The sequence below is a fragment of the Leifsonia sp. SIMBA_070 genome (assembly GCF_046534635.1).
Taxonomy (GTDB): Bacteria; Actinomycetota; Actinomycetes; order Actinomycetales; family Microbacteriaceae; genus Leifsonia.
Map to the genome: position 1 here is coordinate 3,147,581 of NZ_JAWRYK010000001.1, position 25,803 is coordinate 3,173,383.

Genomic DNA, 25,803 nt, shown 5'->3' on the forward strand with positions numbered 1-25,803 from the left:
GCCCCCTCACGGCCGCGCCGCTCGCAGCTCCCGGCCGTGCACCGTCACCGCGTAGATCACGAGGATGTCGATCGCGACCATCACGATCGACCACCACGGCTGCGCCGGCAGCGACATGAGCTGCGAGATGGCGTTGATCGAGGCGATCACGACGGCCACCACCCGGGCCACCATGCTCCCGCGGAGCAGGAACAGTCCGGCGAGCACCAGAAGGATGCCGATGATCAGCGACCACCACCCCCAGGCCGCCACGTTGAACGACGCGACCCCGCCTCCCGAACTCACGAAGTACGCCGTGTTCGGGCCGATGATCGCCATGATCCCGTAGAAGATGTCGATCGCCCCGCCGATGAAGAGCATGGTCGCGGCGAAGTACGCCCACCCGACCCAGCCCGTACTCCTGATCTCTGACATGACATCCACCCTTCTCCTTGGGGGAAGGATGCGCCCGCCCGCACGCCCGCGGCAAGACAGCAAAATCGTGCGGTGAAGGCCCCGTCGCACCGGACGCCCGGTGAACGGCCCGCGGCACACGCCCCCTGGCTGGTGCCGCGAGCCTGCCGGCAGAGGAATCTCGTCGGCCCGCGTCATACGCAGGTCCTGGCGTCCCCGCCGGCTCCCGGTACGCGACGGGCCCGCAGAAGGCGGAGGGCGCCCGCCCGGGACCCACACGGGCAGTGTACGTCTCAGGCGCGGAAACCTGGGGACCTATCTGCCTGCGTCCGCCTGGCGCCTCCGGGCCGCACGGGTGCGGCGGAGAGCGAAGAACACGCCGGCGAGAAGCAGGACGACGATCATGGCTGCCGCGATGCTCCAGCCGAGCACGGCCCCCGTCGACGAGCCGCTCGAGGCGGCCGGCGCCGTCGTCGCCTTCCCGGCTGGGCCGTCGGCGACTCCGCGGATGAAGCTCGCGTCGGCCGTGCGCACCACCGGAGCGGGACCGTCGCCGACGTAGACGCTGGCCAGCGTGGTGACCCGGCGTTCGGCCTTCGGAATCTTCTGCACCGTCGCATCGATGCTGAACGATGCCGGCTTGCCGGGCGCAACGTCGGTGGTCCAGGTGGCACGGCTCTTCTCGACGGTCGCACCCTTCGCGTCCCCGAGCTTCACGTACGCAGGAGCCTCCAGGACGATCTTCACGGGCGCGGACGCGTCGCCCAGGTTCTCGACCGTGCCGGTGTAGGTGAGCGTCTCGCCGGACGTGACCGTCTTCTCGCTGCTCTCCAGGGTGACAGAGAGCTGCGCGGCCGGGGCGGCGGACGCGGCAGCGACGGGAGCGCCGACGCCGAGCAGGGCGGTCGCCAGCAGAGCGGCGAGGAGGTTTCGCAGGTGTGATGAGCGCATGGTTCTCATTCGGGAGGCGGGCGGCCCGGATCGCTGGGGGATCCGGCCCACCCGCCCGTCAGGGGGTTACTGGGCGTTGCGGCGGCGGCGCGTGGCGAAGGCGACGGCCAGGCCGGCGCCGATCAGCGCCAGGGCGGACAGCCCCGCGATGCTCAGCCAGTTGCCGATACCGGTGGAGGCCAGGGTCGGCGGGACGAGCGGCGCCGGATCGGTCACCGTCGTGGACGTCGAGCAGCTTGCGTCCTTCGAGCCGGTCGCGCAGTTGCTGCCGGCGGCGACGACCGCGTTGCGGAGGACGTGGTCCCCGAGGTCCGGCGTGCTGACCGTCACGGAGTAGGTCACCGTCTGCACGGCGCCGATCGCAAGCGGGCCCGACCACGACAGGACCGGCGCGGCGTAGGTCGCGCCCCCCGTCGCATCCTTGCCGTAGCTCGCGTCGTCCAGGACCGCCGACAGGTCGTCGGTGAACCGCGCCGGCGAGGCGGTCGTGTAGTCCGCGCCTCCGGTGTTCGTCACCGTGATCGTGTACGTCAGCTTCGTGCCCGGCGCGCTGTGGGTGCTGTCCACCGTCTTCGCCACCTGCAGCGCCCGCACCGGGGTGGTGGTCGCGCAGTCGGTGGTGCAGTCACCGCCGGGCGCGGTGGGGCGGACGAAGTTGTTCAGCACCTTGTCGCCGGTGTCCGGGTTCTTGGCGGTCACCGAGTAGGTGATGGCCAGCGTGGCGCCTGCCGCGAGCGGGCCGGACCAGGTGAGGTCCGTCCCCGTGACCGTAGCGCCGTTGCTGGCGTCGCCGTTGTAGGTGGCGTCATCCAGCACGGCCGACAGGTCGTCGGTGAAGGAGGCCGGCGAAGCGGTCGTGTAGTCGACCTGCCCGGTGTTCTTCACGGTGACCGTGTAGGTCAGCCTCCCGCCCTGGTCGACGGTCGTCGAGGACGCCGTCTTGGACACGGTGAAGGAGGCCGAGGGCAGCAGCACCGTACAGGCCGGGTCGTTCGAGCCGACGGCACAGTTGCCGCCGTCGCCGGTGACCACCGTGTTCGGGAGCAGCGAGTCTCCGGTGTCCGGGTCGTTCACCGTCACCGAGTACGTCACCGTGACAGTCTGGCCGACGGGGAGCGGGCCCGACCACGACAGCGTCGGAGCGGCGTAGGTCGCACCGCCCGTGGCGTCGTTGTCGTAGGTCGCGTCATCCAGGACACCGGTCAGGTCGTCGGTGAAGGTCGCCGGGGTGGCGGCCGTGTAGTCGGCCGTGCCGGTGTTCACCAGCGTCACCGTGTAGGTGATGACCCCGCCGGGGTTCACGACGTTCGTGTCGGCGGTCTTGGTCGCGGTGTACGAGCGGACCGCAGTGGTCGTCGTGCACCCGCCCGCTGTCGCGCAGTCGCCGCCCGGGCCGTCCGGGACCACCGCGTTCGTCAGCACGTGGTCGCCGTTGTCCGGGTTCTTGACCGTCACCGAGTAGGTGATGACCTGGGTGGCGCCGATCGCCAGCGGGCCGGACCAGGAGAGGGTGACCCCGCTGACGGTGGCGCCGTTGCTGGCGTCTCCGTTGTAGGCGGCGTCATCCAGCACCGCGGTCAGGTCGTCGTGGAACGACGCGGGCGCCGCAGCCGTGTAGTCGGTCTGGCCGGTGTTGGTGACGGTCACCGTGTAGGTCACCGTGTTGCCCGGGGTCACCACGGTGGTGGAGGCGGCCTTGTCGACCGAGTACGACCGGACCGGGTTGCTGGTCGAGCATTCGGCCGTCGGGTCGCACTCGCCGCCCGGGACGTTCGGCACCACAGCATTGTTGAGGACGTGGTCGCCGCTGTCGGGACTGTTCACCGTCACCGAGTAGGTGACGGTCCGGGTCGCGCCGACCGCGAGCGGGCCGGACCAGCTCAGCGTCGGCGCGGCGTAGGTGGCGCCGTTGTTCGCGTCTCCGTTGTACGTCGCGTCATCGATCACCGCGGTCAGGTCGTCGGTGAAGGAGGCCGGGCTCGCCGTCGTGTAGGCGGCCGTGCCGGTGTTGGTCACCGTCACCGTGTACGTGACCTTCGTGCCCGGGGTGACCGGACCGGAGGGCGATGAGGTCTTCGAGACCGTGAAGGATGCCACATCGTTCGTGGTCGCGCAGTCGCCCGGAGCGACGCACTCGCCACCGTCTCCCGGAACCACCGCATTGGTGAGCACCTTGTCGCCGATCGGCGTGCTCGCCACCGTCACGGAGTACGTGACCGTGGTGGTCGCACCGACGGCGAGCGGCCCAGACCAGGAGAGCGCGTTGCCGGTCACCGTCGCGCCGCCGGTCGCGTCGCCGTTGTAGACGGCGTCGTCGAGCACGTGCGACAGGTCGTCGCTGAACGAGGCGGGGCTGCCGGCGGTGAAGTCGCCGGTGCCGGTGTTCGAGACCGTCACGGTGTAGGTCACAACGTCGCCGACATGTACGTCACCGGCGGGGTTGGAGGTCTTCGTCACCGAGTAGGTCCGCACGGCGGTCGTGGTGGAGCAGTCTCCTGCCGCATCGCAGACGCCGCCGCCGGCCGTGGGCCGCACGGTGTTGTGCACGGCCTTGTCACCGGTGTCCGGGTCGTTCACGGTGACCGAGTACGTCACGGTGACCGTCTGGCCGATCGGAAGAGCACCGGACCAGTTCAGGTTCGTGCCGGTGACGGTGGCGCCGTTGCTGGCGTCCCCGTTGTACGCGGCGTCATCGAGCACTCCCGACAGGTCGTCGGTGAAGGAGGCCGGCTCGGCTGCCGTGTAGTCCGTGTTGCCGGTGTTGGTCACGACGACCGTGTAAGTGATGGTGTCACCGGGCAGCACGGAGGTGGTGCTCGCCGACTTCGCGACCGTGTACGAGCCGGACGGGATCTGGACGAAGCAGGCCGGGTCGGTCGAACCGGCGGGGCAGCCGCCGTCCACCGGTGTCACCACGGCGTTGCGGAGGATCTGGTCGCCGGAGTCCGGCGTGTTCACGGTCACCGAGTAGGTGAAGGTGACCGTGGCGCCGATCGGGAGCGCTCCCGACCAGGCGAGGGTCGGAGCCGAGTACGTGGCGCCGCCCGTGACATCCCCGTTGTACGTGGCGTCATCCAGTACCGACGTCAGGTCGTCCGACCAGGACGCGGGGTCACCGGCCGTGTACGCGGTCTGGCCCGTGTTCGCCACGGTGATCGTGTACGTGATGGTGTTGCCCGGCGTCACCTGGTTGGCGTCCGCCGTCTTGGTGACGCTGAACGACTGGACCGGCGTGTTCGTGGTGCAGTCCGCAGCGGTGACGCAGCTGCCTCCGGTGCCGGGGACAACTGCGTTGGTGAGAATGTGGTCGCCGTTGTCCGGGGTCCGCACGGTCACCGAGTAGGTGATCGTCGCCGTCGCGCCCACCGCGAGCGGGCCGGACCACGAGAGGATGTTGCCGTTCACCGACGCGCCGTTGCTTGCGTCGCCGTTGTAGGCGGCATCGTCGAGCACGCGGGCGAGGTTGTCAGTGAAGGAGGCCGGGTTCGCGGCCGTGAACGGCACCGTGCCCGTGTTGGTCACCGTCACGGTGTACGTGATCGCGCTGCCGGCCTTCACGCTCGCCGCCGACGCGGACTTCGAGACAGTGAACGCGGGCTGGTTCGGCGAGTTCGTGACCGTGCAGGTGTACGCGGTCGCAGCGGCGACGGTGAGCGTCCAGGCGGCAGACGCGCCGCCGGTCGTGGCCGGGTTGCCGTTGCCATCGACGCAGACGATGGTCGGGGCGTACGACGAAAGGGCGTCCGGCGATCCGGCCGCCATGGCGTCGGTGATCGTGTATGTCGAGCCCTGCGAGACCGGCCAGTTGGTGGTCGCCGCCGTGGTGTTCGTGCCCGTGGTCGTCGCCGAGGTGAGCGTGGTGCCGCCGGCGTTGTTCAGGCCGACGGTGAACTGGTCGGCCGGCTGCACGCGACCGCCGACGTTCTTCACCACTGTGATGGTCGGGATGGGCGCGGTGGCGCAGCGGGCGCCGTCGTTGCCGCCGGCGGCCGGTCCGGTCGAAACGAGGATGGTGGCCTTCGTGGTCGGGTTCACCCGGTAGATCTCACCGGTCGCGTTGTTGGAGTAGTAGAGATTGCCAGCGGCATCCGCGTATCCAGCACCATAGAGACCGGTCGGGACATTCGGAAGGAGCCCCAGGTCGGTGGACACGTGGGTGGTGGTGTCGAACTTGATGAAGTGGCTGCTCGGGTTGATGGAGTACAGCGCACCGTTGGAGTAGACCCAGTCCGCGCCCATGTCCGTCGTCGCAGAGAGGGTGCCCTGAGCGATGATCGTGCCATATGTCGGGGATCCAGCCGCGTAGTCGATCTCGACCCACGGCGCGCTTGCCTGAGTGCGGACGATCCAGAAGTGGCCGGCGCTGTCGAATTCGCCTGCGGTGTAGCCCGCAGTCGCGGGGAAGCCAGTCGGCGTCGGCAGCGGAATGATGGACCCGTCGCTCGCGATCTTCACCAAGCCGGTTTTCTGGCTCGAGTAGGCGTACATGTAGTTGTCGGTTGTGTTGTACGCCGTTGCGTTAACCGTGTCGGTGAGCGTGAAGGCCGTAGTGTACGCGCCACTGACGAGGTCAACCTTGTACGCCGAGGAGGGTCCACCGGTCGACTGGAAGAGATAGCCGCTGGCGTCGCACGTCCAGACGGGCGGCGTGGCGACGGTCAGAGTGGTGTCGGCTGGCGGGTTCAGGCCGGTCTCTGTGACGTTCGCCGGGCCGTTCGTGTAGCTGCCGGGCGTCGTCGAGGTGACGTTGACCGTCACGGTGCAGGAGGTCATGCCGGCGGTGAGGTTGCCGGTGACGCCGACCGTGGTGCCACCGGCAGCGGCGGTGACTGCGCCGGCAGGGCACGTGGTGGCGGCCGCGGTCGGCGACGCAAGGGTCACGCCGGCGGGCAGGTTGTCGGTGAAGGACCACCCGTTCTTGGCGGCGAGCTCGGCCGTGTTGGTCACCGTGAACGTCAGCGTGCTGGTCTGGCCGGAGTAGATGGAGGCCGGCGAGAAGGACTTGTCGAGCTGCGGAGTCACATCCAGGATGCGGATGTTGTCGAACGCGGCGTCGTTTCCGACGCCCGAGCCGTTCGCGTTCGTCATGCGGATGCCCAGGGTGGAACCGGTGAAGAGCACCGAACCGTTGGAGGTGTAGCTGCCCACGTTGATAGCCCGTGCAGCCAAGGACCCGTACGCCGGGACGTTGACCGTCTTGTTGGACGAGCAGGCATTGATCACGCCACCGACGTTGGTGGCGGTGCCCGCTTGATTGACGAAGGCGAACTGATACTGCGGCGCGGACACCTGACAGTTGACCGCCGCCGTATCGACACTGAAGGTGAGGAAGCGCCCCGACGCCGAAGCCAGCGGGAGATTGCTGACGGTGCGGAACTCGACGGCATTGGTGCCCGGGTTGCCCTCGGTATATGCAGTCACGGCGTGGTTGGCGGCAGGGGTGGCGGAGCCGTTGTTCGCGCCGAGCGCGTACGCGAGCTGGCCCAGGTTCGACGTCTCGGCCTCGTTGAGGCAGTTTCCGAGGGTGGTGGACGGCGTGTTCATGTTGCGTACCTGGCCGTTGCAGCCGCTCAGCCAGGCCGCATCCGCAGTGTACTTCTCGCCGTTGGCGCCGGAGTACGCAGCCAGACCGACGGGCGCATTCGCCACCCCGTTCTCGAAGCCCTCCTGGAACACGACGGTGTTCGCCTGCGGGGTCCCCGGCGTTCCGGGCGCGGCCGAGGCCGGAGCCACCGCACCCACCAGCGCGAACGTGCTCAGGCCGCTGGCGAGCAACCCGACACTGAGAACCGCTGCCAGCATCGCCTTGGTCCGCGTGCCGGTGGCGAAGACCAGCTTCCGTGTCCCCGAAGCGCGGTGCCGTGAACCGCCGCGATTCTCGTTCCGTGCGCGCATGAATCGTCCCCTTGAAGTGCCGAGCCCGCGACTTACTCTGATCCGCGGTAGATAGAAACCGGACTCAGTCTTTTCGAAGGCCGCGCACAGCAGCAATCGAGGGTGGCGAAATGCACCCCCTGTTGCACCCCTCCCCACCGGCAATGACCCCCAAAAGAGGGTATGGCGATCAACCGCTCTGTCCGTCCCTCAAAGAGCCGACTTTCCTTCGCGACCGCTCAACATGGCACGATATAGATACGCACGCATATACATAACGGAAGTAGAACGAACAGTGGGTACCGCCGCATGACTGACCACCGTCAGCCAGGAGAGGAGTGGATCGCCGCGCAGGACCTGCGCCAAGCGGTCATCGACGCCTCTCGGCGCGGAGACATCCCGGCAGCCACCGAACTGATCCGGCGCCACTGGGACCGCTACGCGGGCGCCGAGCCGGCCCACCTGCTGGCGGCCATCCGGGCCCTTCCCGGTGAAGCGCTGCTCGACAATGCGGCCCTCGTCGTCGCGGCCGACTACCTCCAGCATGTGGCCAACCAGGGCGAGCCGCACCGGTTCGAGTCCGACCGGCGAGCCCTCGGACCGGCCGGCCTGGGCGGTCCCCTGCAGCAGCAGCTCGTCGTCCTCACCTCGATCGCGGCCTCTGAACGCACGACCGGCGGGTACCGCAGAGCAGTGGATGCTGCGCAGGATGCTCGCCGCCGGCTGTCCCGCGCCTCCAATCGGGAGGCAGCGGCCATGACGTCGGACCTCCCTCACCTGTTCCTGCAGTGGGCACGGGCGTTGGAGGTGGCAGAGGAGCCGGGCCTCGACGTCCAGTTCGAGTACGAGGAGGCCTACCGACTGGCCCTCGCCTCGCAGCAGCCGCAGGTCGGGCGCCGGGCCGCCGGTCATCTGGCCTGGTACCACGCGCGGCGGGGACGGCTGCGGGCGGCGCAGCAGTGGCTGCGCCGGGCGCGGGAGACCGGCACCCCGGTTCCCCGCTACGAGGCCGTTACTCATCTCGCCGCGGCGCTCATCCACCTCGATCACCGCAACCAGAAGGACTCTGCACTCGAGCTCGCCCGGATGAGCGCGTATCCGATCGGCGAGTACTGGTCGGCCGCCCTGTGGGTGAGAGCATGGCACGCGACCACGCCGGCGGAGCGAGCGCTGCTGGAGACCGAGATCGGCGCTGAGCTGGACCGGCACCCGAGCGCCCTCATGGATGGGGGTTCCCACCGACTGCTCGTCCGGGCTGCCTGGCTGCGGCTCGGGCACCCGATCGAGCCCGTCCCGTCGACGCACCACGCGGATCACATGCTGATGGCAAGCTTCGAGTACCGCCGCGGCGACTATCGAGCGGCGATCGCCTCCGCCGAGCCGGCGACGACCGCGTTGGTTCCTCCTCGCACCCGCTCCGCCGCCCTGGTGATCAGCTCTGCGGCGGCCCTCGGCCTGCAGCGAGCGAGCGTCGCCGAGCACCACTTCGAGGTCGCCCGGGCGCTCATCGACAGCGAAGGCCTGTACTCGGCCTACGACCACATCAGCCGGGAGCACCTCCATGCACTGATCGGCGACTCCGGTGATCCGATCCCCCACCAGCTGGATCGACGGGACGGAGGCCACACCTCCCCGGCCCTGGCCGACCTCACCCGCCGGGAGCGGGAGGTGCTGCTGCTGCTGCCGTCCGATCGGACGATTCCGGAGATCGCGGCCGAGCTGTACGTCAGCCCGAACACCGTCAAGGGAGCGCTGCGCCGGCTATACCGCAAGCTCGGCGTCGCCTCCCGGGAGGCCGCGGCCGACATCGCCGAGCGCGCACGGCTGTTCGGCGGCTGAGGCACACGAGCACTTCCGAGTTGCAGCTCGTTCACGGTCTGGCGGCTGGCGCTCGGGGATTGCGGCGAGGACCGCTCAGGCATCCCGTGGGAGGCGCGTAGGGGTGGAGTCTCGGGCTCATCGTCCTCTCCGCTGACAAGTCGGTGGGCCAGCGGAATCTCTTCCGCCGGCCCACCTCATCGTGTTCTCCTATTACTCCGCGGTGCGGCGTCGGCGGATGGCCACAGCCCCGAAGCCGCCACCGATCAGAGCCAGTGCCAGGAGCAGCCAGCCGGCGATGTCGCTACCGGTTGAGGCCAGCCCGGGCGCGGGCGGGTCGACGTGGTGGCTGGTGGTGCAGTCCGGGTTCTGATCGGCCGCGGGCACGCAGGCCGCGGTCTTGTCCGGGCTGGTGACGACGTTGCGGATCTTCTGATCCCCGTTGCCGTTGACGGTCACCGAGTAGGTGATCGTCACCACCTGCTCCACCCCGAGGTCACCGCTCCAGGTCAGCGTGTCGCCGTTGCGCACGACGGTGCCTGCCGTGGCTTTCTCGTTTCCGACCCACGACGCGTCATCGAGCACCTTGGAGAGGTCGTCGACCACCGTGCCATGCGTGGGCGCCTCACCGGTCTGGGTGACCGTGACGGTGTAGTCGATGCGGTCTCCGACCTTCACCTCCGTGCCGGACTTCGGGTTCGACGTCTTCGAGTAGGTGTAGCCACCGTACTTGTGGATCGTCTCGCAGTTCGGAGTCCCATCCGGGGCGGCCACGCACTCACCACCGCCATTGGGCGCGGTGACCGCGTTGCGGATGGTGGTGTCACCGTCACCGACCACGGTCACCGAGTAGGTGATCGTCACCGTCTGGCCGACAGCCAGGTCACCGGTCCACGTCAGCGAGTTGCCATCCCGGACCACCGTGCCGGCCGTGGCCTGAGCGTCGTCGTTGTAGGTGGCGTCATCGAGCACACCGCTGAGGTCGTCGACCAGAGTGGCGCCGGGGAACGCTGCCGGCCCGAACTGGGCAGCGGTCACCGTGTAGGTGATGGTGTCACCGATCTTCACGCTCGACGGCGACTTCGGGTTCGACATCTTGGAGTAGTCGAATCCGCCGATCGGGTGCACGGTGCGGCAGTCCGGGTTCTGGTCCGGCGCCGGCACGCAGGTGCCGTCCTCGGAGGTGACCTGGTTGTTCAGCGTGAGGTTCCCGCTGCCGTGGATGACTTTCACCGAGTAGGTGATCGTCACGGTCTGACCGATCGCGAGGTCGCCGTTCCAGGTCAGCGTGTTCCCGGAACGGGCCACCGTGCCTGAGTCGGCCTTCTCGTCACCGACCCAGGTGGAGTCGTCGAGCACGTCGGAGAGGTCATCGGTGACGGTGACATCCTTCTGCTCGACAGCCCCGATCTGGTGGACATTCACCGTGTAGGTGATGATCTGCCCGACCGTGACCGCCGTCCCGGGAGCCGGGTTAGAAGTCTTCGAGTACTCATAGTCACCCACCGGGTGGGTGGTCTCGCAGTCGGCCTGCAGGACACATCCCTGGGAGGTCACGACGTTGTCGAGCTTCGAATCACCGAGCGCGGCAGCGTCCTTCACCGTGACGGAGTAGGTGATCTTCGCCACTCCCCCGACCGGAATGGTTCCGCTCCAGTCGATGATGGCCCCGTTCAACGTCGCCGTGCCGAGATCGGCAGCGAGGTCGTTGTTGTAGATGGCATCGTCGGTCACGCCGGCCAACGCGTCGTGCAGCTCAGCAACAGCCGGGATGGTGCCCTTCTGGGTGACCGTGATCGTGTAGTCGATCACCTGGCCGGGCTTGACGGTGGAACCGGAGGCCGGGTCGGACGACTTGACCACGCTGTAATCCACGACGTCGACACCAGCCGGGTCGCAGTTGATCGTGGGCGTGACCCCCGAGTCGGCGGGCACGTCAGCGGCAGCACAGGCCGTGTTGACGCCCTCGCCACCGGTGGCGACGATCTCGTACTCGTGCGACTGGGTCGCCCCGGGCGCCAGCGAGTCGATCGTGAACGCTCCGAGCTGCGGCTGCTTGTCGTCGGAGACCACGATGTTCGTCAGCGTGCCCTGGCCGGTGTTCTCCACCACGATCCGGTACTTGATCGTGTCCCCCACCTTGAAGGCGGGGTAGTCGTCGACGGTGTTGGCGTCATGCCAGGTCCCGTCCAGGGCCTGCACGTACTTCTTCAGCGCTGCCGAGTAGTAGTTGGCGATCGAGATCGGCGCCGACGTGCGCATGACCAGTTCGGAGTGCTCAGCGCGAGCCTGGGCCCGGTTCACCAGGCGGTCACCGCCCTTGACCCCGTTCGTGGCGATCTTCACCGTGAACTGCTGCGTAGCACCCGGTGCCAGTGCCGGGCCGACGACGCGCACAGCGGTGGCATTGGCGGTGAAGGTGGTGCTCCATCCCACACTGTTGCCTGCGGGGTTGCCGGCGGCACCGTTGGAGGGATCGGCCGGGTCATCGGACAGAGTGGCCGGGTCTGCCGTGGTGTAGTACACCGTCGAGCCGGCGGCCGGGGTGATACCGGTCAGTGCGTAGCTTCCCGTGTAGCTGGTGCCCCGGTTGTCGTTGTTGTACGGGAGGATGTCGATCGTGTCCGTAAAGGCCTGAGCTGTCGGATCGAAGGACCGGAGCGTGACCGTCCAGGAGCCGTCGCCCTTGCCATCACCGTTCACGTTCGGAATGAAGGGCGTGTCGGCGGCCTTGCCGATCGACGTGTAACCGTTCGCCGCGACCGTCACCTGAGCCGTGGCCGGCACCGAGCTGGTCCCGGAGACCGTCGCCACTGCAGAGTTCTGCAGCACGGTGCCGGGCGCGACCGTGGGGGCCGCGACAGCCTGGTAGGTCAACGCGTACTCGACGTTCGTCGTCACACCATCGATCACCCAGGTCAGCACCTGCTGGCCGGACCCGTTGGTCGACACCGTCGGGGCCGGTGTGGCCGACCCATCGACATACGTCATCCCGGCCGGGAGCGTGTCCACGATCTGGTAGCCATCGACGGAGGTCGGGAGGTTCGAGGGAACGTTAGCCGAGTACGTGAGCGAGAACCCGGCGGCCTGCCCAGGGTTCACCGCGCCGCGGTCTGCGGTCTTCTCGATGTACGGCGTGGCGGCGACGATGCGCACCATGTCTCGGAGGGCGCCGACCGTGCATGGGTAGCGCTTGCCCGGAGTGGGCGCGGCGCATGCGCCGGCACCGGTGTTCGTCCAGGTGGTGCCGTCCGAAGAGGTGAGCATGAAGTTCCAGATGTCCTGACCGACAGGAGCATTGTCCTTCACCACGTAGCGGACTTTCCAGGCAGCGTTGATCGAGTTCCACGACTCGGCCTGACCCTGCGTCATAGTCACGCGAACCGCCTTGACCGTACTCGGATCCGCTGGCGGCGTGGTGGTCCAACCTGTGGTCCCACCACAGTTCGGGAACGCCTGCGGGTCGTACGAGGCACTGGCGGGGTTGACTGTCGGGTCGTTCCCGACGTAGTAGGAGATCACCGACCCTGGCCACGTACCTGCGGGGAAAAAGTCCTTGAAGGTGAGGTACTTGGTGTCGATCGGGGCGCACATCCCGATACCGAGAGTGTCGGCACGGTCGAAGCCGGGGAGCCCGGTCACCAGGGCCTGCTGGACGGTGGTGCCCGGTGAGACGACGTAGGTGTTGTCGTAGTTGCTGCCGCCGGAGCCTGTATAGGCGCGGTCCCACGGATCGGTAAAAGTGCCCGGGTAGAACCAGGTCTTCGTGACCGTGTTGTTCGACGGGTCATCCTGAGCCGTGTCAGTACCTGCCGCAGACGTGTACGTCGGCGCGGTGGACTGCAGGCTGATCGATCCAGCGCTAGTCGGGACAAGGTGCAGCCAGATCGAACCGCTCGCCAAAGCCACCTGGTCGGCAGGAAGACCGCCACCGGTCGAGTCATTCGTCGCGGGGGTGGCCGGGTTGTAGTTGATGCCGGTCAGGGTCAAGCGGAACGTGTTCGCGGTGAGCTTCTGGAAGGTGCACGTGGTCACCGGCTGGACCATCGCCTCGGCGGGGTGGCTACCACCCGACCACGGATGCCCGTTCGCGACGCCGGAGGTGAACGGAGTACATCCCTGAGCTCCGACCGAGATGCTCGAGAAGGGTCCGCTCGTGGTCAGGTCATAGGTGACCGTCTGCGGCCCATCGGCGCTGCGCTTGTCCTTGCTCAGCGTCCACTCGAGATCGAGGTCGACGGTCGGGCTCGCCGGGTAACCCTGCAGGCTGTAAGCGTTCGTCGCGACGCCCCAGCGGATGTCCATGCCGAACAGGTTCTTGATGTCGATCGGGGAAAGGTCGGCGCTGTCACCCTGGATCGTGCCCGTGCCGGTTATCTGCGAACCGGTGGCCCCATCGGCACGGATCGGCGTCTGGATCACATGGGAGGTGCCCTCGTCCTTCGTGCCGAGGTTGCAGACCATCGTCTGCTTATCGGCAGAGATGCTCGAAACGGGGGTGACCCCCGTGGTCAGACAGGAGGCCGGAAGCTCCTCGAACGTGCCGTTGACGATCGTCAGCGTGAAGTTCACATTGTCGACCGGGTCGTTCGCAGGGGCCGCCGCATTGTCGTTGACGTTCACCCGCCACTCTGCGGTGACGACATCGCCCGACTTCACGGTCGTCGGGGATCCATCCGCCCACTTGGCGGTGATCTCGTACACAGGGGCGGCGAGAGCCGGCGCCGCGAACGACAAGCCCGTCACAGCCAGCAGCACGCCGGAAAGGCCGGCGGTGAAGCGGTTCACCATAACGCGCGTCCGCTTTTTGTGCCGCTTCAGCCTTCGCCGCCGAGGCGACAGACCCTTACCGATCTGTGCATCGTTCTTGTGCGTCCCCACAGAGACCTCCCCGAATATCCGAAGGGGACACGGCCCCCGACTCAGGACTTAGCTAATCGGGCGTGACACGCCGACGTCGTGGTCACGTCGGAAAGTCCACCCCCAAACCCCTCAAACTCCATTACTTGCTACCCCCAAACGGGGTGCACTCGCTGAGCTTGGCGTGCGGCAATCCAAGACCCTTTCGCCCCCTCGATCGGGTGACACACGCATCGAGTCGCCCGTTCTCCCGCAGGAAATCTGAATCGTTAGTAAAGCTGGCAAGCTTGTTCCGGTGAGTGAACGATGACCTCTGACGAGCAGTCCGAAGACGCGAACCCTTCAACGGTCGACCCGCGGGTGCGACCGTTCGACCTACCGGTGCTCGTCGCCGAGACGGCCGCCAGCGACGGCTGGGAAGCGGCGAACTCGGTGATCGAGAGCCACTGGGACGCGTTCGCCAGTATTGCCCCGAAGTATCTGCTTGCTGCTCTGAAAGCTCTTCCCGGTGAAGCGTTCGTCAACATGCCGAGCCTGAGTGTTGCCGCGAACTACCTGCAGCACGTGGTCATCGACGGGGAACCGCGGCGGTTCTTCCACGACGGCCGGCTCACCCCGAGTCCCGACCCGGAAGCGTCAGCCAACCTCGACACCCTCATACTGCTCACCGGTAAGGCTGCGAGTGATCGGACCGCCGGGAGGCTGGATGAGGCGCGGCGGACCGTGCTGGAGGCCAAAGCGATCCTCGACAGGATCTCGTCGGCCGACCGGGGCGCAATGGTGGGCTCGCTCCCCCACCTTCGCTTCCAGTGGGGCCGCACTCTCGACGCGGCCCAAGCATCCGGCGCTCTTGCTGAGTACGAGGAGGCGTACGACCTGGCCCGCCTCACCCGGCAGCCGGTGATAGCGCGCCGGGCCGCAGGCCACATCGCGTGGGCTCACGCCGACCGCGGACGGCTCAACGACGCAGACGTGTGGCTGGCCCGAGCACAGGCAGAACCAGCGACCAACGGCCGCTACGACGTGATCCTGTTCCTGGCCTCTGCCCTGCTCAAGCAGGACAGGCAGGATCCCACCGCACACGTCGACCTCGGCCGGGCGCTCGGCCTCCCCCTCGGTGAGCAATGGGCGGCCGCCCTCTGGGTGTCGGCGCTGCTCGCGCACGGCAAGCCGGGGGCATCCTCCGTCGACGCCCGCCTCGAGCGCGAGCTCGAGCGGCACCCGGAAGTGCACCTCGGCGGCGCCGACGCCCGCTACATCAAAGCTGCCCGCTCTCGGCTTGCACGGGCGCGGCCACGACTGCGCGGCGACATCGCTCTCATCCCGACCGGGACAGCTCTCGACCCGCTCCTTGATGCGGCGCATGCATACTTCGAGGGCCGGTTCGCCGAGGCCCTCGCCAGCAGCGAAGAAGCGCGGAGCCTGACCGCCGCTCCGCGGGTCGAGGCGCCGGCGCTCTTGGTGGCGTCAGCGTCCCATCACGAGCTCGGCCACTTCCCCACCGCGTCCGAATCGTTCCGGGCTGCAAATGTGATCATCCAGCAGGAGCGGATCTTCAGTGCGTACACCTTCATCCCCGCGCGAACCCTCGCCGCCATTGCCGATCAAGCAGGAGAGCCGATCCACGGCGAACCGCTCGCCGTCAGTGAGGAGATCGCGGTGCCGAAACTCACCAAGCGTGAGCGAACCGTCCTCGACCTACTGAGCAGCGGCCTTTCGATACAACAGATCGCCGCTGAGCTCTACATCAGCCCCAACACTCTGAAATCCGCGATGCAGGACCTCTACCGCAAGCTCGGCGTGAACTCCCGGGCAGCCGCGGTCCAGTGGGCCAAGAACGCGGGCGTCTCCTTCCGACGCAAGAACCACGGTTAGCGCAGCCGCGGCAGGTGACCGGTCCCTCCATGTCCCGGCCCGACGTGGAACGGCGACCCCAGGAGCGCGGCGGCGCCGAGCAGCACGACGGCTGTCGCGATCCCGCACACCCAGAGTGCCACCGGGACCGCCCGCGCGCCCATCCGGCGACGCATCAGGGCCAGGACGACCATCCCGCACACCGCTCCCGTCGTATTCAGGATGACGTCCGTCACGTCCGAGCTGCCCACGGCGAGCACGTACTGCGTGACCTCCAGCGCGACGCTGGCCGACGCCACGACGGCGGCCACCCTCCACCACCGCCAGCGGGGAGCGAGGATCGCGAGGTAGACGCCGAAGGGGACGAACAGCACGACGTTGGCGAGCATCTCGCTGGGATTGCTGACACCGAAGCCCTCACTTGCGACGAACGGCACCAGCTTGACCGCCCGCACCCCTTCGCCGCTCACATCGGGGACCCCGAACTTCCAGAGCACCCCCCAGACCAGCACCAGCAGGTACGCCGCGAACAGCACACTCGGCAGCAGGCGGGATGTTGCCCGGACCGGGCGGGCGGAGACGGAGGAGGTCATCCTTCGACGCTAGGGATCCCCCGCCGCATCCGAGTCCGCCGCAGGTCGCGCGACCCTACGACTCGGGAGTGATCCTCCCGACGGTCAGAGGCTGTCGGGGTCGAGGTTGATGGTCACCGATGAGTACAGCTGCTGCTGCTGGTCGAACACGCCCCGGTCGGCGTTCAGCCACACCAGGTACGACGTCGGGATGCCGAACCGGGCGGCGACCAGATCGGACGTGTCGCCCGGCGCGACCACGTAGCGGGCCGGCGCACCGGAGGCCGTGGTCTCCGAGACGCTGCCCGTCGCGCCGGTGCGCGGGCCGGAATCCACGGGATGGACGTTCGACTGCCGCGCCGGGATGGACCAGGAGACCGTGTTCACCGCGAGAACCTTGTTCGGGCCGAGTTCGACGGGCACGCCGTCGTCCGAGCCGACGGACGAGTACGTCACCAGGGTGGTCAGGTACGAGGGCTTCTTCCCGAGAACCGCGGAGGAGGCGGCCGCCGCAGCGGTTGTCGGTCCGCCGAGGTCGTGGTCGCCGATGCCGTGATAGGTCAGGCCGTCGCCGACGGAGGGACGATCCTCCAGGAACGTCGCCGACACGGGGACGGGAACCGTCGAGGTGAAGCCGGAGAACTCGACCGAGTACATGTTGTCGCCCGTCGACACCACCCGGTAGTTGTAGTGGATGCTGCCCTTCGGCGAGTCGACGCGGCCCTGCGCCACGACGGTCCCGGCGGGGACGGGCGTCACCGTGGGCGCCGGAGGAGGCGGCGCGGCCGGCGTGGGCGACGGGGACGGCGAGCGCGTGAACGCGTCGACGCCCGGCGTCTTTGCCGGCTTGCCGGGCGTGGGCGACGCCGACGTGTGCGGCGTGCGCTTCGGCGCCGAGACCGCTTTCGCTCCGCTGTCGAACAGCGCGCAACCGGCGAGTGCGGAGACGACCGCGACCACCGTGACGCCGAGCGCGAGCCGTCGTAGCGGAGTTCTCTTCTGGACCATGCTTCCCCCCGCGGGGGATGCTAGCAGGTTGTCAGGCGCGGACGTACCGTGGCCGGAGGCACGCTGGAGAAGGAGGGCGGACACCGGCGTGGCCCTCTGACGAGGAGGTTCCCAGCCCCTTGCCAGGCGCTGGCCCGCTACGATCGAAGGGATCAAGGGGAGTACTCCCGCCGGCAGTGAGCCCGTCAGTACGGATGCGATTCGCATGCCGGGCCGCTGGTCCCGAACCGCGAGCATGCGGTCGGGGCGGAGGAGACCTTGGGCGTCCGTCCCGCCTACCCCTTGGAGTCCCCGGTGCACGTCACCCCCCTCATCTGGATCGTCACGATCGCCGTCACGATCGCGTTCTTCGTCTACGAGTTCTTCGCGCACGTCCGCAAGCCGCACGAGCCGACGATCGGCGAGTCCGCCCGCTGGTCCGCCTTCTACATCGCCCTCGCGCTGCTGTTCGGCGTCGGGATCGGGGTCGTCTCCGGCTGGGACTTCGGCGGCCAGTACTTCGCCGGCTACCTCACCGAGAAGGTGCTGTCGGTCGACAACCTGTTCGTCTTCCTGCTGCTCATGTCGGCGTTCGCCGTGCCGAAGGCGTTCCAGCAGAAGGTGCTGATGATCGGCATCATCATCGCCCTCGTCCTCCGCGGCGCGTTCATCGCGGTGGGCGCGACACTCATCGAGAACTACTCGTGGGTGTTCTACCTGTTCGGTGCGCTGCTGCTGGTGCTGGCCTGGCGGCAGGCGTTCGGCTCGCACGACTCCGACCCCTCCGACAACCGGGCGATGCGGTTCCTGCGGCGCCGCCTGCCGATCACCGACGGGTACCACGGCGACCGGCTGACCGTGAAGAAGGACGGCCGCCGCTTCGTCACGCCGATGCTGCTCACGATCGTCGCCATCAGCCTCATCGACGTGGTCTTCGCCGTGGACTCCATCCCCGCGATCTACGGTCTGACCAGCGAGGCGTACCTCGTCTTCACGGCCAACGCGTTCGCCCTCATGGGCCTCCGCCAGCTGTTCTTCCTCATCGGCGGGCTGCTGCAGCGCCTGGTGTATCTGTCGCAGGGGCTCGCGGTCATCCTCGGGTTCATCGGCGTGAAGCTCGTCTTCCACGCCCTGCACGTCAACGAGCTCCCGTTCGTCAACGGCGGCCATCCGGTGGAGTGGATCCCCGAGATCCCGATCTGGTTCTCGCTCGCGTTCATCGGCGCGACCATCGCGGTCGCGGCGGTCGCCAGCCTCCGCAAGACGCGGAAGGATGCGGACGCGGAAGTCACTGCGGCTGACACCTCGGCGCGGCGCTGACGGGGCGCTGACGGGGCGGCCGCCGGCGCCGCGCGCGGCTCACGCCCCGGAGATGCGCTCCTCCAGAAGGGCGAGGAGGGCGTCGGCCGCACGGCCCGGACGGACGCGCGCAATCGCGTTAAGCCGCCAATCGACGGGCTCGGCCAGCGGCACCGTCACCGCACCCGGCGCGGGGATCACCGTCAGCTCGGGCAGCGCGGCGACCCCGAGGCCAGCCGCGACGAACCGCGGGATCTCGCCGAGATCGGCCAGCTCGGTCGGCACGCGTCGGCTCAGCCGGAGAGCGGCGAAAGCACGGTCGAGCGTGACCCGGTTGCCGAAGCCGGAGCGGGCATCCACCCACGGCTCGTCCGCCAGGTCGGCGAGCGAGACGGAGGCCTGACCGGCCCGCGGATGCGCCTCCGGAAGCACGGCGAGAAACGGGGAGACCGCGAGCGGCCGGGTCAGGAGGTCGGGCACGGCGTCAGGGAGGCCGTGGAACGCGATGTCGAGCCTCCCCTGACGGACGTCCTCGACCAGACCTGACGATCCGCTGGGCGACGGGCCCAGACGGAGGTCGACCTCCGGGTGACGGCGGTGGAACTCTCCCATCACGCCGGGCAGGTCGACCCGCGTCAGGTTCGTGAAGATACCGACGCGGACGGTACCGCGGAGCGGACCCTCCCGGTCGGCGAGCTCGCGGATCCGCTCCATCGCCTGGAGACCGGCGCGCGCCTCCGCCAGAACCGCCTCACCGACATCGGTCAGCCGCACGCCGTGCGCATCCCGCGCGAACAGCGCCGCGCCCAGTTCGCGCTCAAGGCTCTGGATGCCGGCCGACACGGTCGACTGCGCCGCGAACACCCGCTCGGCGGCCCGGGTGAAGCTGCGCTCGTCCGCGACGGCGGTGAAGTATTCAAGCTGCCGGGCATCCATACTGCCATCGTACTTGTCGATTCTCACCATCGGGTATTTCCGTTGGACTCGATTGGGCCGCCGGAGGATCATTCTCTGCGTGAGCACCCTGACCGACACCCGCACCGCCACCGACCGCCCTCCCTTCCGCCTCCGTCATGGCGCCGGGTTCTGGGTCATCGCGGCGGCGTTCCTCGCGGTGATGGCGTTCTCCACCATCCCGACCCCGCTGTATGCGCTGTACCAGGCGCGCGACGGCTTCCCGACCTGGGTCGTGACCGTCATCTTCGCCGCGTACGCGGTCGGGGTGATCGCCAGCCTGTTCCTCATCGGGCACCTGAGCGACATCGCCGGGCGCCGGCGGATGATCCTGATCGCCGTGCTCCTCGAGATCGTCGCGGCGGCGCTGTTCCTGGTCTGGAACGACGTCTCCGGGCTGATCGTCGCCCGCACGCTCTCCGGCGTGGGTGTCGGCGCCCTCACGGCGAGCGCCACCGCGCACCTCAGCGAACTGCGCGCGATCGCGCGTCCCGAGGAAGGGCCCCGGCTGGCCGGGACGGTCGGCACGGCGGTGAACACCGGCGGCCTGGCCCTCGGACCGCTGATCGGCGGGGCGTTCGCGCAGTTCCTCCCGGAGCCGCTGCTGCTGCCGTACGCCGTCTTCCTGGTGCTGCTCGCCGTCGCCGCCGTGGCCGTCGCGCTGGTCCCCGAGACGGTCGAGCGGGCGGAGGAGCGGCCGGCGTACCGGCCGCAGCGCATCTCCCTCCCGGTGGAGGCGCGCGGCGCATTCTCGGCGGCGGCCGTCGCTGCGTTCGCCGGTTTCGCCGTCTTCGGTCTGTTCACCTCGCTGGCCCCGAGCGTCCTCGCCGGGACCCTGCACCAGACCTCCCACCTGCTCGCCGGCGCCGTGCCGTTCGCCGTCTTCGCCGCCTCCGCGGTGTCGCAGATCGTGTTCGCCCGGGTGTCCGGCCGTACCCAGCTGGTGCTGGCGCTGGTACTGATGCTGCTCGGACTGGGCGGGCTGGCCGCCGGCGTGCTCGCCGCCTCCCTCCCCGTATTCATCGTCAGCGGCATCTTCGCCGGGGCGGGTGTCGGCCTGCAGTTCCGTTCGGCGATCGCGGTGGCGGCATCGCTGGCCGCGCCGGAACGCCGCGGAGAAGTGCTGGCCGCGATCTTCCTGGTGGCCTACATCGGGCTCGCGCTGCCCGTGCTGCTGGTCGGAGTCGCCCTCATCCTGTGGCCTCTCGTGCCGGTGCTGGTCGTGTTCGTCGCGGCGATCGCGGTGCTGTCGGTGCCCGCCGGCCTGCGGATGCTGCGTCGCGCCTGACCGGCGGGTCGGCTACCGCTACGGGGCGGTTGCCATCCGCCGTAGGGTCGAAGGCATGACGAACACCGACGCAGCCGACGCATCCCGGCCCCACGCATCCCGGCCGGAAGCATCGCGGCCAGTCGCCCTGGTGACAGGCGCCACCCGCGGCATCGGCCGCGCGATCGCCGCCGAGCTGGGCCGGACGCACCACATCCTCGTCGGCGGCCGGGATGCAGACGCCGTGGAGGCCGTCGTCGCCGAACTGCCGTCGGCCGAAGGCTACGTCGCCGACCTGGTGGCGGACCTCACCGGGGCGTCACTGCCTGCGCTGCCGGAGCGGCTCGATGTGCTCGTCCACTCGGCCGGCGTGGAGGACGGCGGCACGATCGAGGAGACCGACGCCGAGACCTGGCGGCAGGTGTTCGAGGTGAACGTCTTCGCCGTTGCCGCCCTCACCCGGCGGGCGCTCCCCGCCCTGCGGGCGGCGCAGGGGTTGGTGGTCGCGATCAACAGCGGCTCCGGGTTCACGAGCGGAGCGGGAGGCGGGGTCTACGCCGGATCGAAGTTCGCCCTCCGCGCCCTCACCGACGCCCTCCGCGAGGAGGAGCGCCCGCACGGCGTGCGCGTCAGCAGCATCCACCCCGGCCGCGTCGACACCGACATGCAGCGCGCGCTGGTCGCCCGCGAGGGCCACGAGTACGACGCCGCCTACACGATCACCCCGGAGATGGTGGCCGCGACCGTCCGCACGGCCGTCGACCTCCCGCCCTCCGGAACCGTCGAGTCCCTCAGCGTCCGCCCGCTCCACCGTCGCTGACCCGCTCCGCCCCCGGCTTCCGTCCCCCGCGCCGAGCCCCCACCGTCGAGTACACGATTTGTGCACGCTTGAAGCGTTCCAAGCGTGCACAAATCGTGTACTCGACGGTGGGCGGAGGCGCGGGGAGGGCGGAGGCGCGGGGAGGGCGGAGGCGCGGGGAGGGCGGAGGCGCTAGGCGCCGTGGGTGGCCTTGTTCTCGTCGGGGCCGCCGCCGGAGTTGGTGTCCTCGCCGGGCTCGGGGGAGCTGCCGTCGGAGCCCGCGCCGTCGGGCAGCTCGTCCGCGTCGGGGCGCTTCTTCTCGTCGCTCATGGCGTGTTCCTTCCGTAGTGTCCTGACCGCGCGACGGTACCCCCATCCGCCCGGTTGGTCCATCGGCGAGCGGGGTCAGCGCGCCAGCGCGACGACGCCCGCGATCATCACGGGCAGAGCGATGAAGACCCCGGCAGCGGTGGCGATCCGCCGTGCCCAGATATCGAGCGGATTGCTCCGGGCGCTCTCATCGATCGGGAGGCTGAGGCGACGGATGGCGGTCATGGCTGGCTCCTGCGGGCGGGCGGTTTCAACGTGGCCCCACCAGCATCCGCGGACCCGACCGCGAACTGCAGGGATTGACAAGGCGACGGGAGCCGCCCCTCGCGCTCTGCCCCCTCCGCTACCGGAGGCACCCTCCGATGGGCCTAGACTGGCGTCCGAGATCACGGAGGCCTCGACGAACGACACCCAGCACCAGCCCGACCGGCGGCCGCTTCGCGCCCTGGTCACCGGCGGTTCGCGTGGGATCGGCCGCCGGATCGCCGAAACGCTCGCCGCCGACGGGATGGATGTGGTGCTCACGTTCCGGCGGGAGGCCGACGCGGCGGAGCAGGTCGTGGAGGGCATCCGTGCCGCCGGCGGAACCGCCCGGGCGCACCGGCTCGAGCTGGAGAGCGAAGAGGACATCGACCGGCTCTTCGCCGACGAGTTCCCGCCGGGGACGCGACTGGACGTGCTCGTCGCGAGCGCCGCCTCCTCTGCCTTCCGCCCCGCCGTCGAGCTGGAGCCCCGTCACCTGGAGCGCTCCTGGGCGACCAACGTGCGCTCGTTCGTCCTCCTGGCCCAGCGGGCCGCCGAGCGGATGGGGGCACCCGACCGGATGCGGCCGGCCGGCGGCCGCATCGTCGCCGTCACCAGCTACGGCAGCCACCGCGCCTTCCCGCTGTACGGCGCCATCGGCTCCGACAAGGCGGCGGTCGAGTCGTGGGTGCGCCACCTGGCGGCCGAGTTCGGCGTGGACGGCATCACCGTGAATGCGGTCAACGGCGGCCTCATCGACACCGACTCGCTGCACTACTTCTACGGCCACGACGGCGTGCCCGACCTCGACACGATGACCTCGCGCATCCCGCTCGGGAGGCTCGGCACCGCGGACGACGTCGCCGCTGCCGTGCGCTTCCTGGCCTCTCCTGCGGCCGGCTACATCACCGGCCACACCCTCGTCGTCGACGGCGGTCTCACCGTCGTCGCGCCACCGTTCTGGTCGGAACTCCGCCAGGACGCCTCCCCCACCGATCCGAGACGGAGCCGACGCCCACTGGACGCCTGAACCGCACCACCCGAGGAGAACGATGACCCTCACCGACCCGAACCAGCACCAGCAGCCGGACCTGCAGCCCGGCCAGCAGACCGCCATCCAGCCGAACACCGAGTACGACCCGGGCACCCTCCGTGCCGTCTTCGAGCAGCACTTCACGTATGCGTCGGCGGTCGAGCGGAACACGCACCGCTACGCCTCCCGAGTGGCCATCACCGACCCGCCCTCCGGCCGCAGCTGGACGTACGCGCAGCTCGGCGAGGTTACCGGCGGCCTCGTCGCCGGTCTGGCCGAGCGCGGCGTCGGCGTGGGCGACATCGTGGCGTACCAGCTGATGAACACGCCGGAGTTCGCTTTCCTGTACGTCGCCGCGCAGGGCCTCCGCGCCGTCAGCTCCCCGATGAACTTCCGGCTCGCGCCGGGCGAGACGGCGCACATCCTCGACGACTCACGGCCTGCCGTGTTCGTCTACGACGCCGCTGCGTCCGACTCCGTCGCCACCGCGCTGGAGCTGGCCTCCCACCGCCCGTCCGTGCTCGCCGCCGTCGGCGACGGCCCGCTGCTGCCCGGCGCCGTCCGCTTCGAGGACCTGGTCGTCGTCGGTGCTCCGTCCTTCCGGGCCCCGGAGGGCGCGAGCGTGTGGGACGAGACCTCGCGGCTCTACACGAGCGGAACGACCGGGATGCCGAAGGCCGTGCCGCTGACCAGCCTCAACGAGGTGCTGACCGCGCACGACGTGATCATGCACTTCCCCCTCGCCCCGACGGACCGGACCATGAACATGTCGCCGTGGTTCCACCGCGGCGGCAACTACTGCGCCGGACCCAACACGGCCTTCTACGTCGGAGCCGAGGTCGTCACCCTGCCGCGCTTCGACGCGGGCGTCGTGCTGGACAGCGTCCAGGAGCACGGCCTCACCTACGTGATCGGCGCCCCGACCAACCTGGAGCGGCTGGCCGACGCACAGGAGGCCGAACCGCGCGACCTGTCGTCGCTGCACGGCATCGTCACCATGGGAGCCCCGCTCGACCGGGCAGCGGCCCTGCGCTACCAGCGCGTCCTGACGCCGCGGATCGCTAACGGATACGGCACCACCGAGGCGTTCTGGAACACCTACCTCCGCCCTGAGGATCTCCCCGACGCGGCCGGCGCGGCCGGGCGGGCGTGCCTCGACGACGACGTTGCGGTGGTCAAGGTGTACGGCGACGACCGGATCGCCTCGCCCGACGACCTGGCCGCCAAGAACGGCCACGAGATCGGCGAGGTCATCATGCGCAGCGTGAAGAGCGGCTACGCCTACATGCACAACCCGGAGGAGCAGGCGCGCAAGTTCCGCGACGGCTGGATGTACCCGGGCGACCTGGCCAGCTGGGACGAGAACGAGATCGTGACGATCATCGGCCGCAAGGACGACATGATCATCTCAGGCGGCGAGAACGTGCACCCGGTCCAGGTGGAGGAGGTGCTGGCCGAGCACCCGGGAGTCGCGGACAGCATCGTGGTCGGCCTCCCGGACGAGGAGTGGGGCGAGGTCGTCGCCGCGTACGTGCAGCCGCGCACCGGCCGCCTCGAGGATGCTCAGGAGGCCGCCCGGGAGCTCGACGCGCACTGCCGGGCGAGCGTCTCGCTGGCCGACTACAAGCGGCCCCGCCGGTACGCCTTCGTCACCGAGCTGCCGTACACCGCGACCGGCAAGAAGCAGCACTTCGTCCTGCGCGACCAGTCGACGCGGGATGCAGCGGAGGGCCGGTTGGTGACACCCTGAACGCGAACCGTCAGACGTTGAGAGAGGGACGATCATGAGCGACGCGCCGCACCCGCAACCGATCGACCCGCGCGTCCCCCCGTCGGGAACCGGCTGCGCCGAGTGCACGCAGACGGGCAGCTGGTGGCTGCACCTCCGCCGCTGCGCCGCCTGCGGTCACATCGGCTGCTGCGACGACTCGCTCAACACGCACGCGACCAAGCATGCCGAGAGCACCGGCCATCCCATCATCCAGAGTTTCGAGCCCGGCGAGGACTGGTTCTGGGACTACCGCACCCAGGCGTACGTCGAGGGTCCGGAGCTCGCCGCTCCGGACAGCCACCCGGCGGACCAGCCGGTCCCGGGTCCGCACGGACACGTCCCGGGCGACTGGGAGGCGCTGCTGGAGGAGCACAGCGCCCGCTGATGCGTGGCCCTGACCGGGCGGCCCAGCGGGTTTCAGAAGGATGTCAATCCCTGACCTCGCTTCGTGACGGGTGGTTGCCTGAATCGTGAGCAACACGAAGGAGGCAGCCATGCTGGCGAGCTTCATGGGGATCCCCGTCGACCCTGCCCTCGAGATCATCCCGCTGACCGACACGTCCTGGCGTATCTGCGACACCCGCGTCGACCCGACCGAGCCGGGAGGCCTGCTGGCCTACGTGGAAAGCGACACGGGAGGCTGCAGCGTCATCCTGCTGCGGCCCGGCTTCACGGAGTCGGCGCACACCGACGGGTTCGCGGATGCGCTGTCGCTGATCAACTCGCGACTCGCGGGGACTCCGCGCGCCTGAACCGCCGGCTGTGGAGGTGCGGACTGGCCGGAGACCGCGCCGGCGG

The 25,803-nt window shown here is 69.2% G+C and carries 18 protein-coding genes; 9 read left to right on the plus strand and 9 right to left on the minus strand.

Annotation, left to right across the window (positions count from 1 at the left end; genetic code table 11):
- Window positions 1-6: 6 nt before the first annotated feature.
- From SB754_RS14860 to SB754_RS14870, 3 genes are all read right to left on the minus strand, one after another.
- Window positions 7-414, minus strand: coding sequence for a hypothetical protein (locus SB754_RS14860; protein WP_410783080.1), 408 nt, complete (start codon window positions 412-414; stop codon window positions 7-9).
- A gap of 294 nt (window positions 415-708) precedes the next feature.
- A complete protein-coding gene (locus SB754_RS14865) occupies window positions 709-1,344 on the minus strand; it encodes a hypothetical protein (protein WP_410783081.1) in 636 nt (211 codons plus the stop codon).
- A 66-nt stretch (window positions 1,345-1,410) separates the two neighbouring features.
- The gene (locus SB754_RS14870) at window positions 1,411-7,239 is read right to left on the minus strand and encodes a hypothetical protein (protein ID WP_410783082.1); all 5,829 of its coding nucleotides are present in this window, start codon (window positions 7,237-7,239) and stop codon (window positions 1,411-1,413) included.
- Window positions 7,240-7,527: 288 nt separating this feature from the next.
- Between SB754_RS14870 and SB754_RS14875 the strand changes: the two genes are divergently transcribed.
- Entirely contained in the window at window positions 7,528-9,057 is a 1,530-nt protein-coding gene (locus SB754_RS14875) for a response regulator transcription factor (protein WP_410783083.1), read from the plus strand.
- Between the two features lie 192 nt (window positions 9,058-9,249).
- Here the strand turns inward: SB754_RS14875 and SB754_RS14880 are convergent, their stop codons facing one another.
- Window positions 9,250-13,827 carry a hypothetical protein gene (locus tag SB754_RS14880; RefSeq protein WP_410783084.1) on the minus strand — a complete coding sequence of 1,526 codons (4,578 nt, stop codon included), beginning with the start codon at window positions 13,825-13,827 and terminating at the stop codon, window positions 9,250-9,252.
- A gap of 375 nt (window positions 13,828-14,202) precedes the next feature.
- Here SB754_RS14880 and SB754_RS14885 point away from each other — a divergent pair, with 375 nt between their 5' ends.
- Entirely contained in the window at window positions 14,203-15,771 is a 1,569-nt protein-coding gene (locus tag SB754_RS14885) for a LuxR C-terminal-related transcriptional regulator (protein WP_410783085.1), read from the plus strand.
- Here SB754_RS14885 and SB754_RS14890 read toward each other — a convergent pair.
- On the minus strand, window positions 15,768-16,343 hold the full coding sequence (locus SB754_RS14890) for a VanZ family protein (protein ID WP_410783086.1): 576 nt from the start codon (window positions 16,341-16,343) through the stop codon (window positions 15,768-15,770). The genes SB754_RS14885 and SB754_RS14890 overlap by 4 nt on opposite strands.
- A gap of 84 nt (window positions 16,344-16,427) precedes the next feature.
- Window positions 16,428-17,330, minus strand: coding sequence for a LysM domain-containing protein (locus SB754_RS14895; protein WP_410783087.1), 903 nt, complete (start codon window positions 17,328-17,330; stop codon window positions 16,428-16,430).
- Between the two features lie 294 nt (window positions 17,331-17,624).
- Here SB754_RS14895 and SB754_RS14900 point away from each other — a divergent pair, with 294 nt between their 5' ends.
- On the plus strand, window positions 17,625-18,629 hold the full coding sequence (locus SB754_RS14900) for a TerC family protein (protein WP_410783088.1): 1,005 nt from the start codon (window positions 17,625-17,627) through the stop codon (window positions 18,627-18,629).
- A 39-nt stretch (window positions 18,630-18,668) separates the two neighbouring features.
- Here SB754_RS14900 and SB754_RS14905 read toward each other — a convergent pair whose 3' ends face one another.
- Window positions 18,669-19,544: a LysR family transcriptional regulator gene (locus SB754_RS14905; RefSeq protein ID WP_410783089.1), complete on the minus strand. Its 876-nt coding sequence runs from the start codon at window positions 19,542-19,544 to the stop codon at window positions 18,669-18,671.
- Between the two features lie 79 nt (window positions 19,545-19,623).
- Here SB754_RS14905 and SB754_RS14910 point away from each other — a divergent pair, with 79 nt between their 5' ends.
- Complete coding sequence (locus SB754_RS14910; protein ID WP_410783090.1) at window positions 19,624-20,850, plus strand: MFS transporter; 1,227 nt, start codon at window positions 19,624-19,626, stop codon at window positions 20,848-20,850.
- 55 nt (window positions 20,851-20,905) lie between these two features.
- Window positions 20,906-21,649: an SDR family oxidoreductase gene (locus SB754_RS14915; RefSeq protein WP_410783091.1), complete on the plus strand. Its 744-nt coding sequence runs from the start codon at window positions 20,906-20,908 to the stop codon at window positions 21,647-21,649.
- Between the two features lie 171 nt (window positions 21,650-21,820).
- Here SB754_RS14915 and SB754_RS14920 read toward each other — a convergent pair whose 3' ends face one another.
- Window positions 21,821-21,958 (minus strand): hypothetical protein, encoded by a 138-nt coding sequence (locus SB754_RS14920; RefSeq protein ID WP_410783092.1) that lies wholly within the window; start codon window positions 21,956-21,958, stop codon window positions 21,821-21,823.
- A gap of 75 nt (window positions 21,959-22,033) precedes the next feature.
- Window positions 22,034-22,183: a hypothetical protein gene (locus SB754_RS14925; RefSeq protein WP_410783093.1), complete on the minus strand. Its 150-nt coding sequence runs from the start codon at window positions 22,181-22,183 to the stop codon at window positions 22,034-22,036.
- On the opposite strand from SB754_RS14925, the gene SB754_RS14930 reads away from it, so the two are divergent.
- The 4 genes from SB754_RS14930 (at window position 22,182) to SB754_RS14945 (ending at window position 25,757) form a co-directional block, all read left to right on the plus strand.
- Entirely contained in the window at window positions 22,182-23,231 is a 1,050-nt protein-coding gene (locus tag SB754_RS14930; RefSeq protein ID WP_410783094.1) for an SDR family oxidoreductase, read from the plus strand. The genes SB754_RS14925 and SB754_RS14930 overlap by 2 nt on opposite strands.
- A gap of 22 nt (window positions 23,232-23,253) precedes the next feature.
- Window positions 23,254-24,984, plus strand: a complete 1,731-nt coding sequence (locus tag SB754_RS14935) for a class I adenylate-forming enzyme family protein (RefSeq protein ID WP_410783095.1) — start codon at window positions 23,254-23,256, stop codon at window positions 24,982-24,984.
- A 34-nt stretch (window positions 24,985-25,018) separates the two neighbouring features.
- The gene (locus SB754_RS14940) at window positions 25,019-25,390 is read left to right on the plus strand and encodes a UBP-type zinc finger domain-containing protein (RefSeq protein WP_410783096.1); all 372 of its coding nucleotides are present in this window, start codon (window positions 25,019-25,021) and stop codon (window positions 25,388-25,390) included.
- 85 nt (window positions 25,391-25,475) lie between these two features.
- The gene (locus SB754_RS14945) at window positions 25,476-25,757 is read left to right on the plus strand and encodes a hypothetical protein (protein WP_410783097.1); all 282 of its coding nucleotides are present in this window, start codon (window positions 25,476-25,478) and stop codon (window positions 25,755-25,757) included.
- The last annotated feature ends 46 nt before the right edge of the window (window positions 25,758-25,803 follow it).

Excerpts from the sequence above, each read along its gene's own strand:
- SB754_RS14860 (WP_410783080.1), bottom strand. The coding sequence starts at position 414 with ATGTCAGAGATCAGGAGTACGGGCTGGGTCGGGTGGGCGTACTTCGCC.
- SB754_RS14865 (WP_410783081.1), bottom strand. The coding sequence starts at position 1,344 with ATGCGCTCATCACACCTGCGAAACCTCCTCGCCGCTCTGCTGGCGACC.
- SB754_RS14870 (WP_410783082.1), bottom strand. The coding sequence starts at position 7,239 with ATGCGCGCACGGAACGAGAATCGCGGCGGTTCACGGCACCGCGCTTCG.
- SB754_RS14875 (WP_410783083.1), top strand. The coding sequence starts at position 7,528 with ATGACTGACCACCGTCAGCCAGGAGAGGAGTGGATCGCCGCGCAGGAC.
- SB754_RS14880 (WP_410783084.1), bottom strand. The coding sequence starts at position 13,827 with ATGGTGAACCGCTTCACCGCCGGCCTTTCCGGCGTGCTGCTGGCTGTG.
- SB754_RS14885 (WP_410783085.1), top strand. The coding sequence starts at position 14,203 with ATGACCTCTGACGAGCAGTCCGAAGACGCGAACCCTTCAACGGTCGAC.
- SB754_RS14890 (WP_410783086.1), bottom strand. The coding sequence starts at position 16,343 with ATGACCTCCTCCGTCTCCGCCCGCCCGGTCCGGGCAACATCCCGCCTG.
- SB754_RS14895 (WP_410783087.1), bottom strand. The coding sequence starts at position 17,330 with ATGGTCCAGAAGAGAACTCCGCTACGACGGCTCGCGCTCGGCGTCACG.
- SB754_RS14905 (WP_410783089.1), bottom strand. The coding sequence starts at position 19,544 with ATGGATGCCCGGCAGCTTGAATACTTCACCGCCGTCGCGGACGAGCGC.
- SB754_RS14915 (WP_410783091.1), top strand. The coding sequence starts at position 20,906 with ATGACGAACACCGACGCAGCCGACGCATCCCGGCCCCACGCATCCCGG.
- SB754_RS14920 (WP_410783092.1), bottom strand. The coding sequence starts at position 21,958 with ATGAGCGACGAGAAGAAGCGCCCCGACGCGGACGAGCTGCCCGACGGC.
- SB754_RS14930 (WP_410783094.1), top strand. The coding sequence starts at position 22,182 with ATGGCTGGCTCCTGCGGGCGGGCGGTTTCAACGTGGCCCCACCAGCAT.
- SB754_RS14925 (WP_410783093.1), bottom strand. The coding sequence starts at position 22,183 with ATGACCGCCATCCGTCGCCTCAGCCTCCCGATCGATGAGAGCGCCCGG.
- SB754_RS14935 (WP_410783095.1), top strand. The coding sequence starts at position 23,254 with ATGACCCTCACCGACCCGAACCAGCACCAGCAGCCGGACCTGCAGCCC.
- SB754_RS14940 (WP_410783096.1), top strand. The coding sequence starts at position 25,019 with ATGAGCGACGCGCCGCACCCGCAACCGATCGACCCGCGCGTCCCCCCG.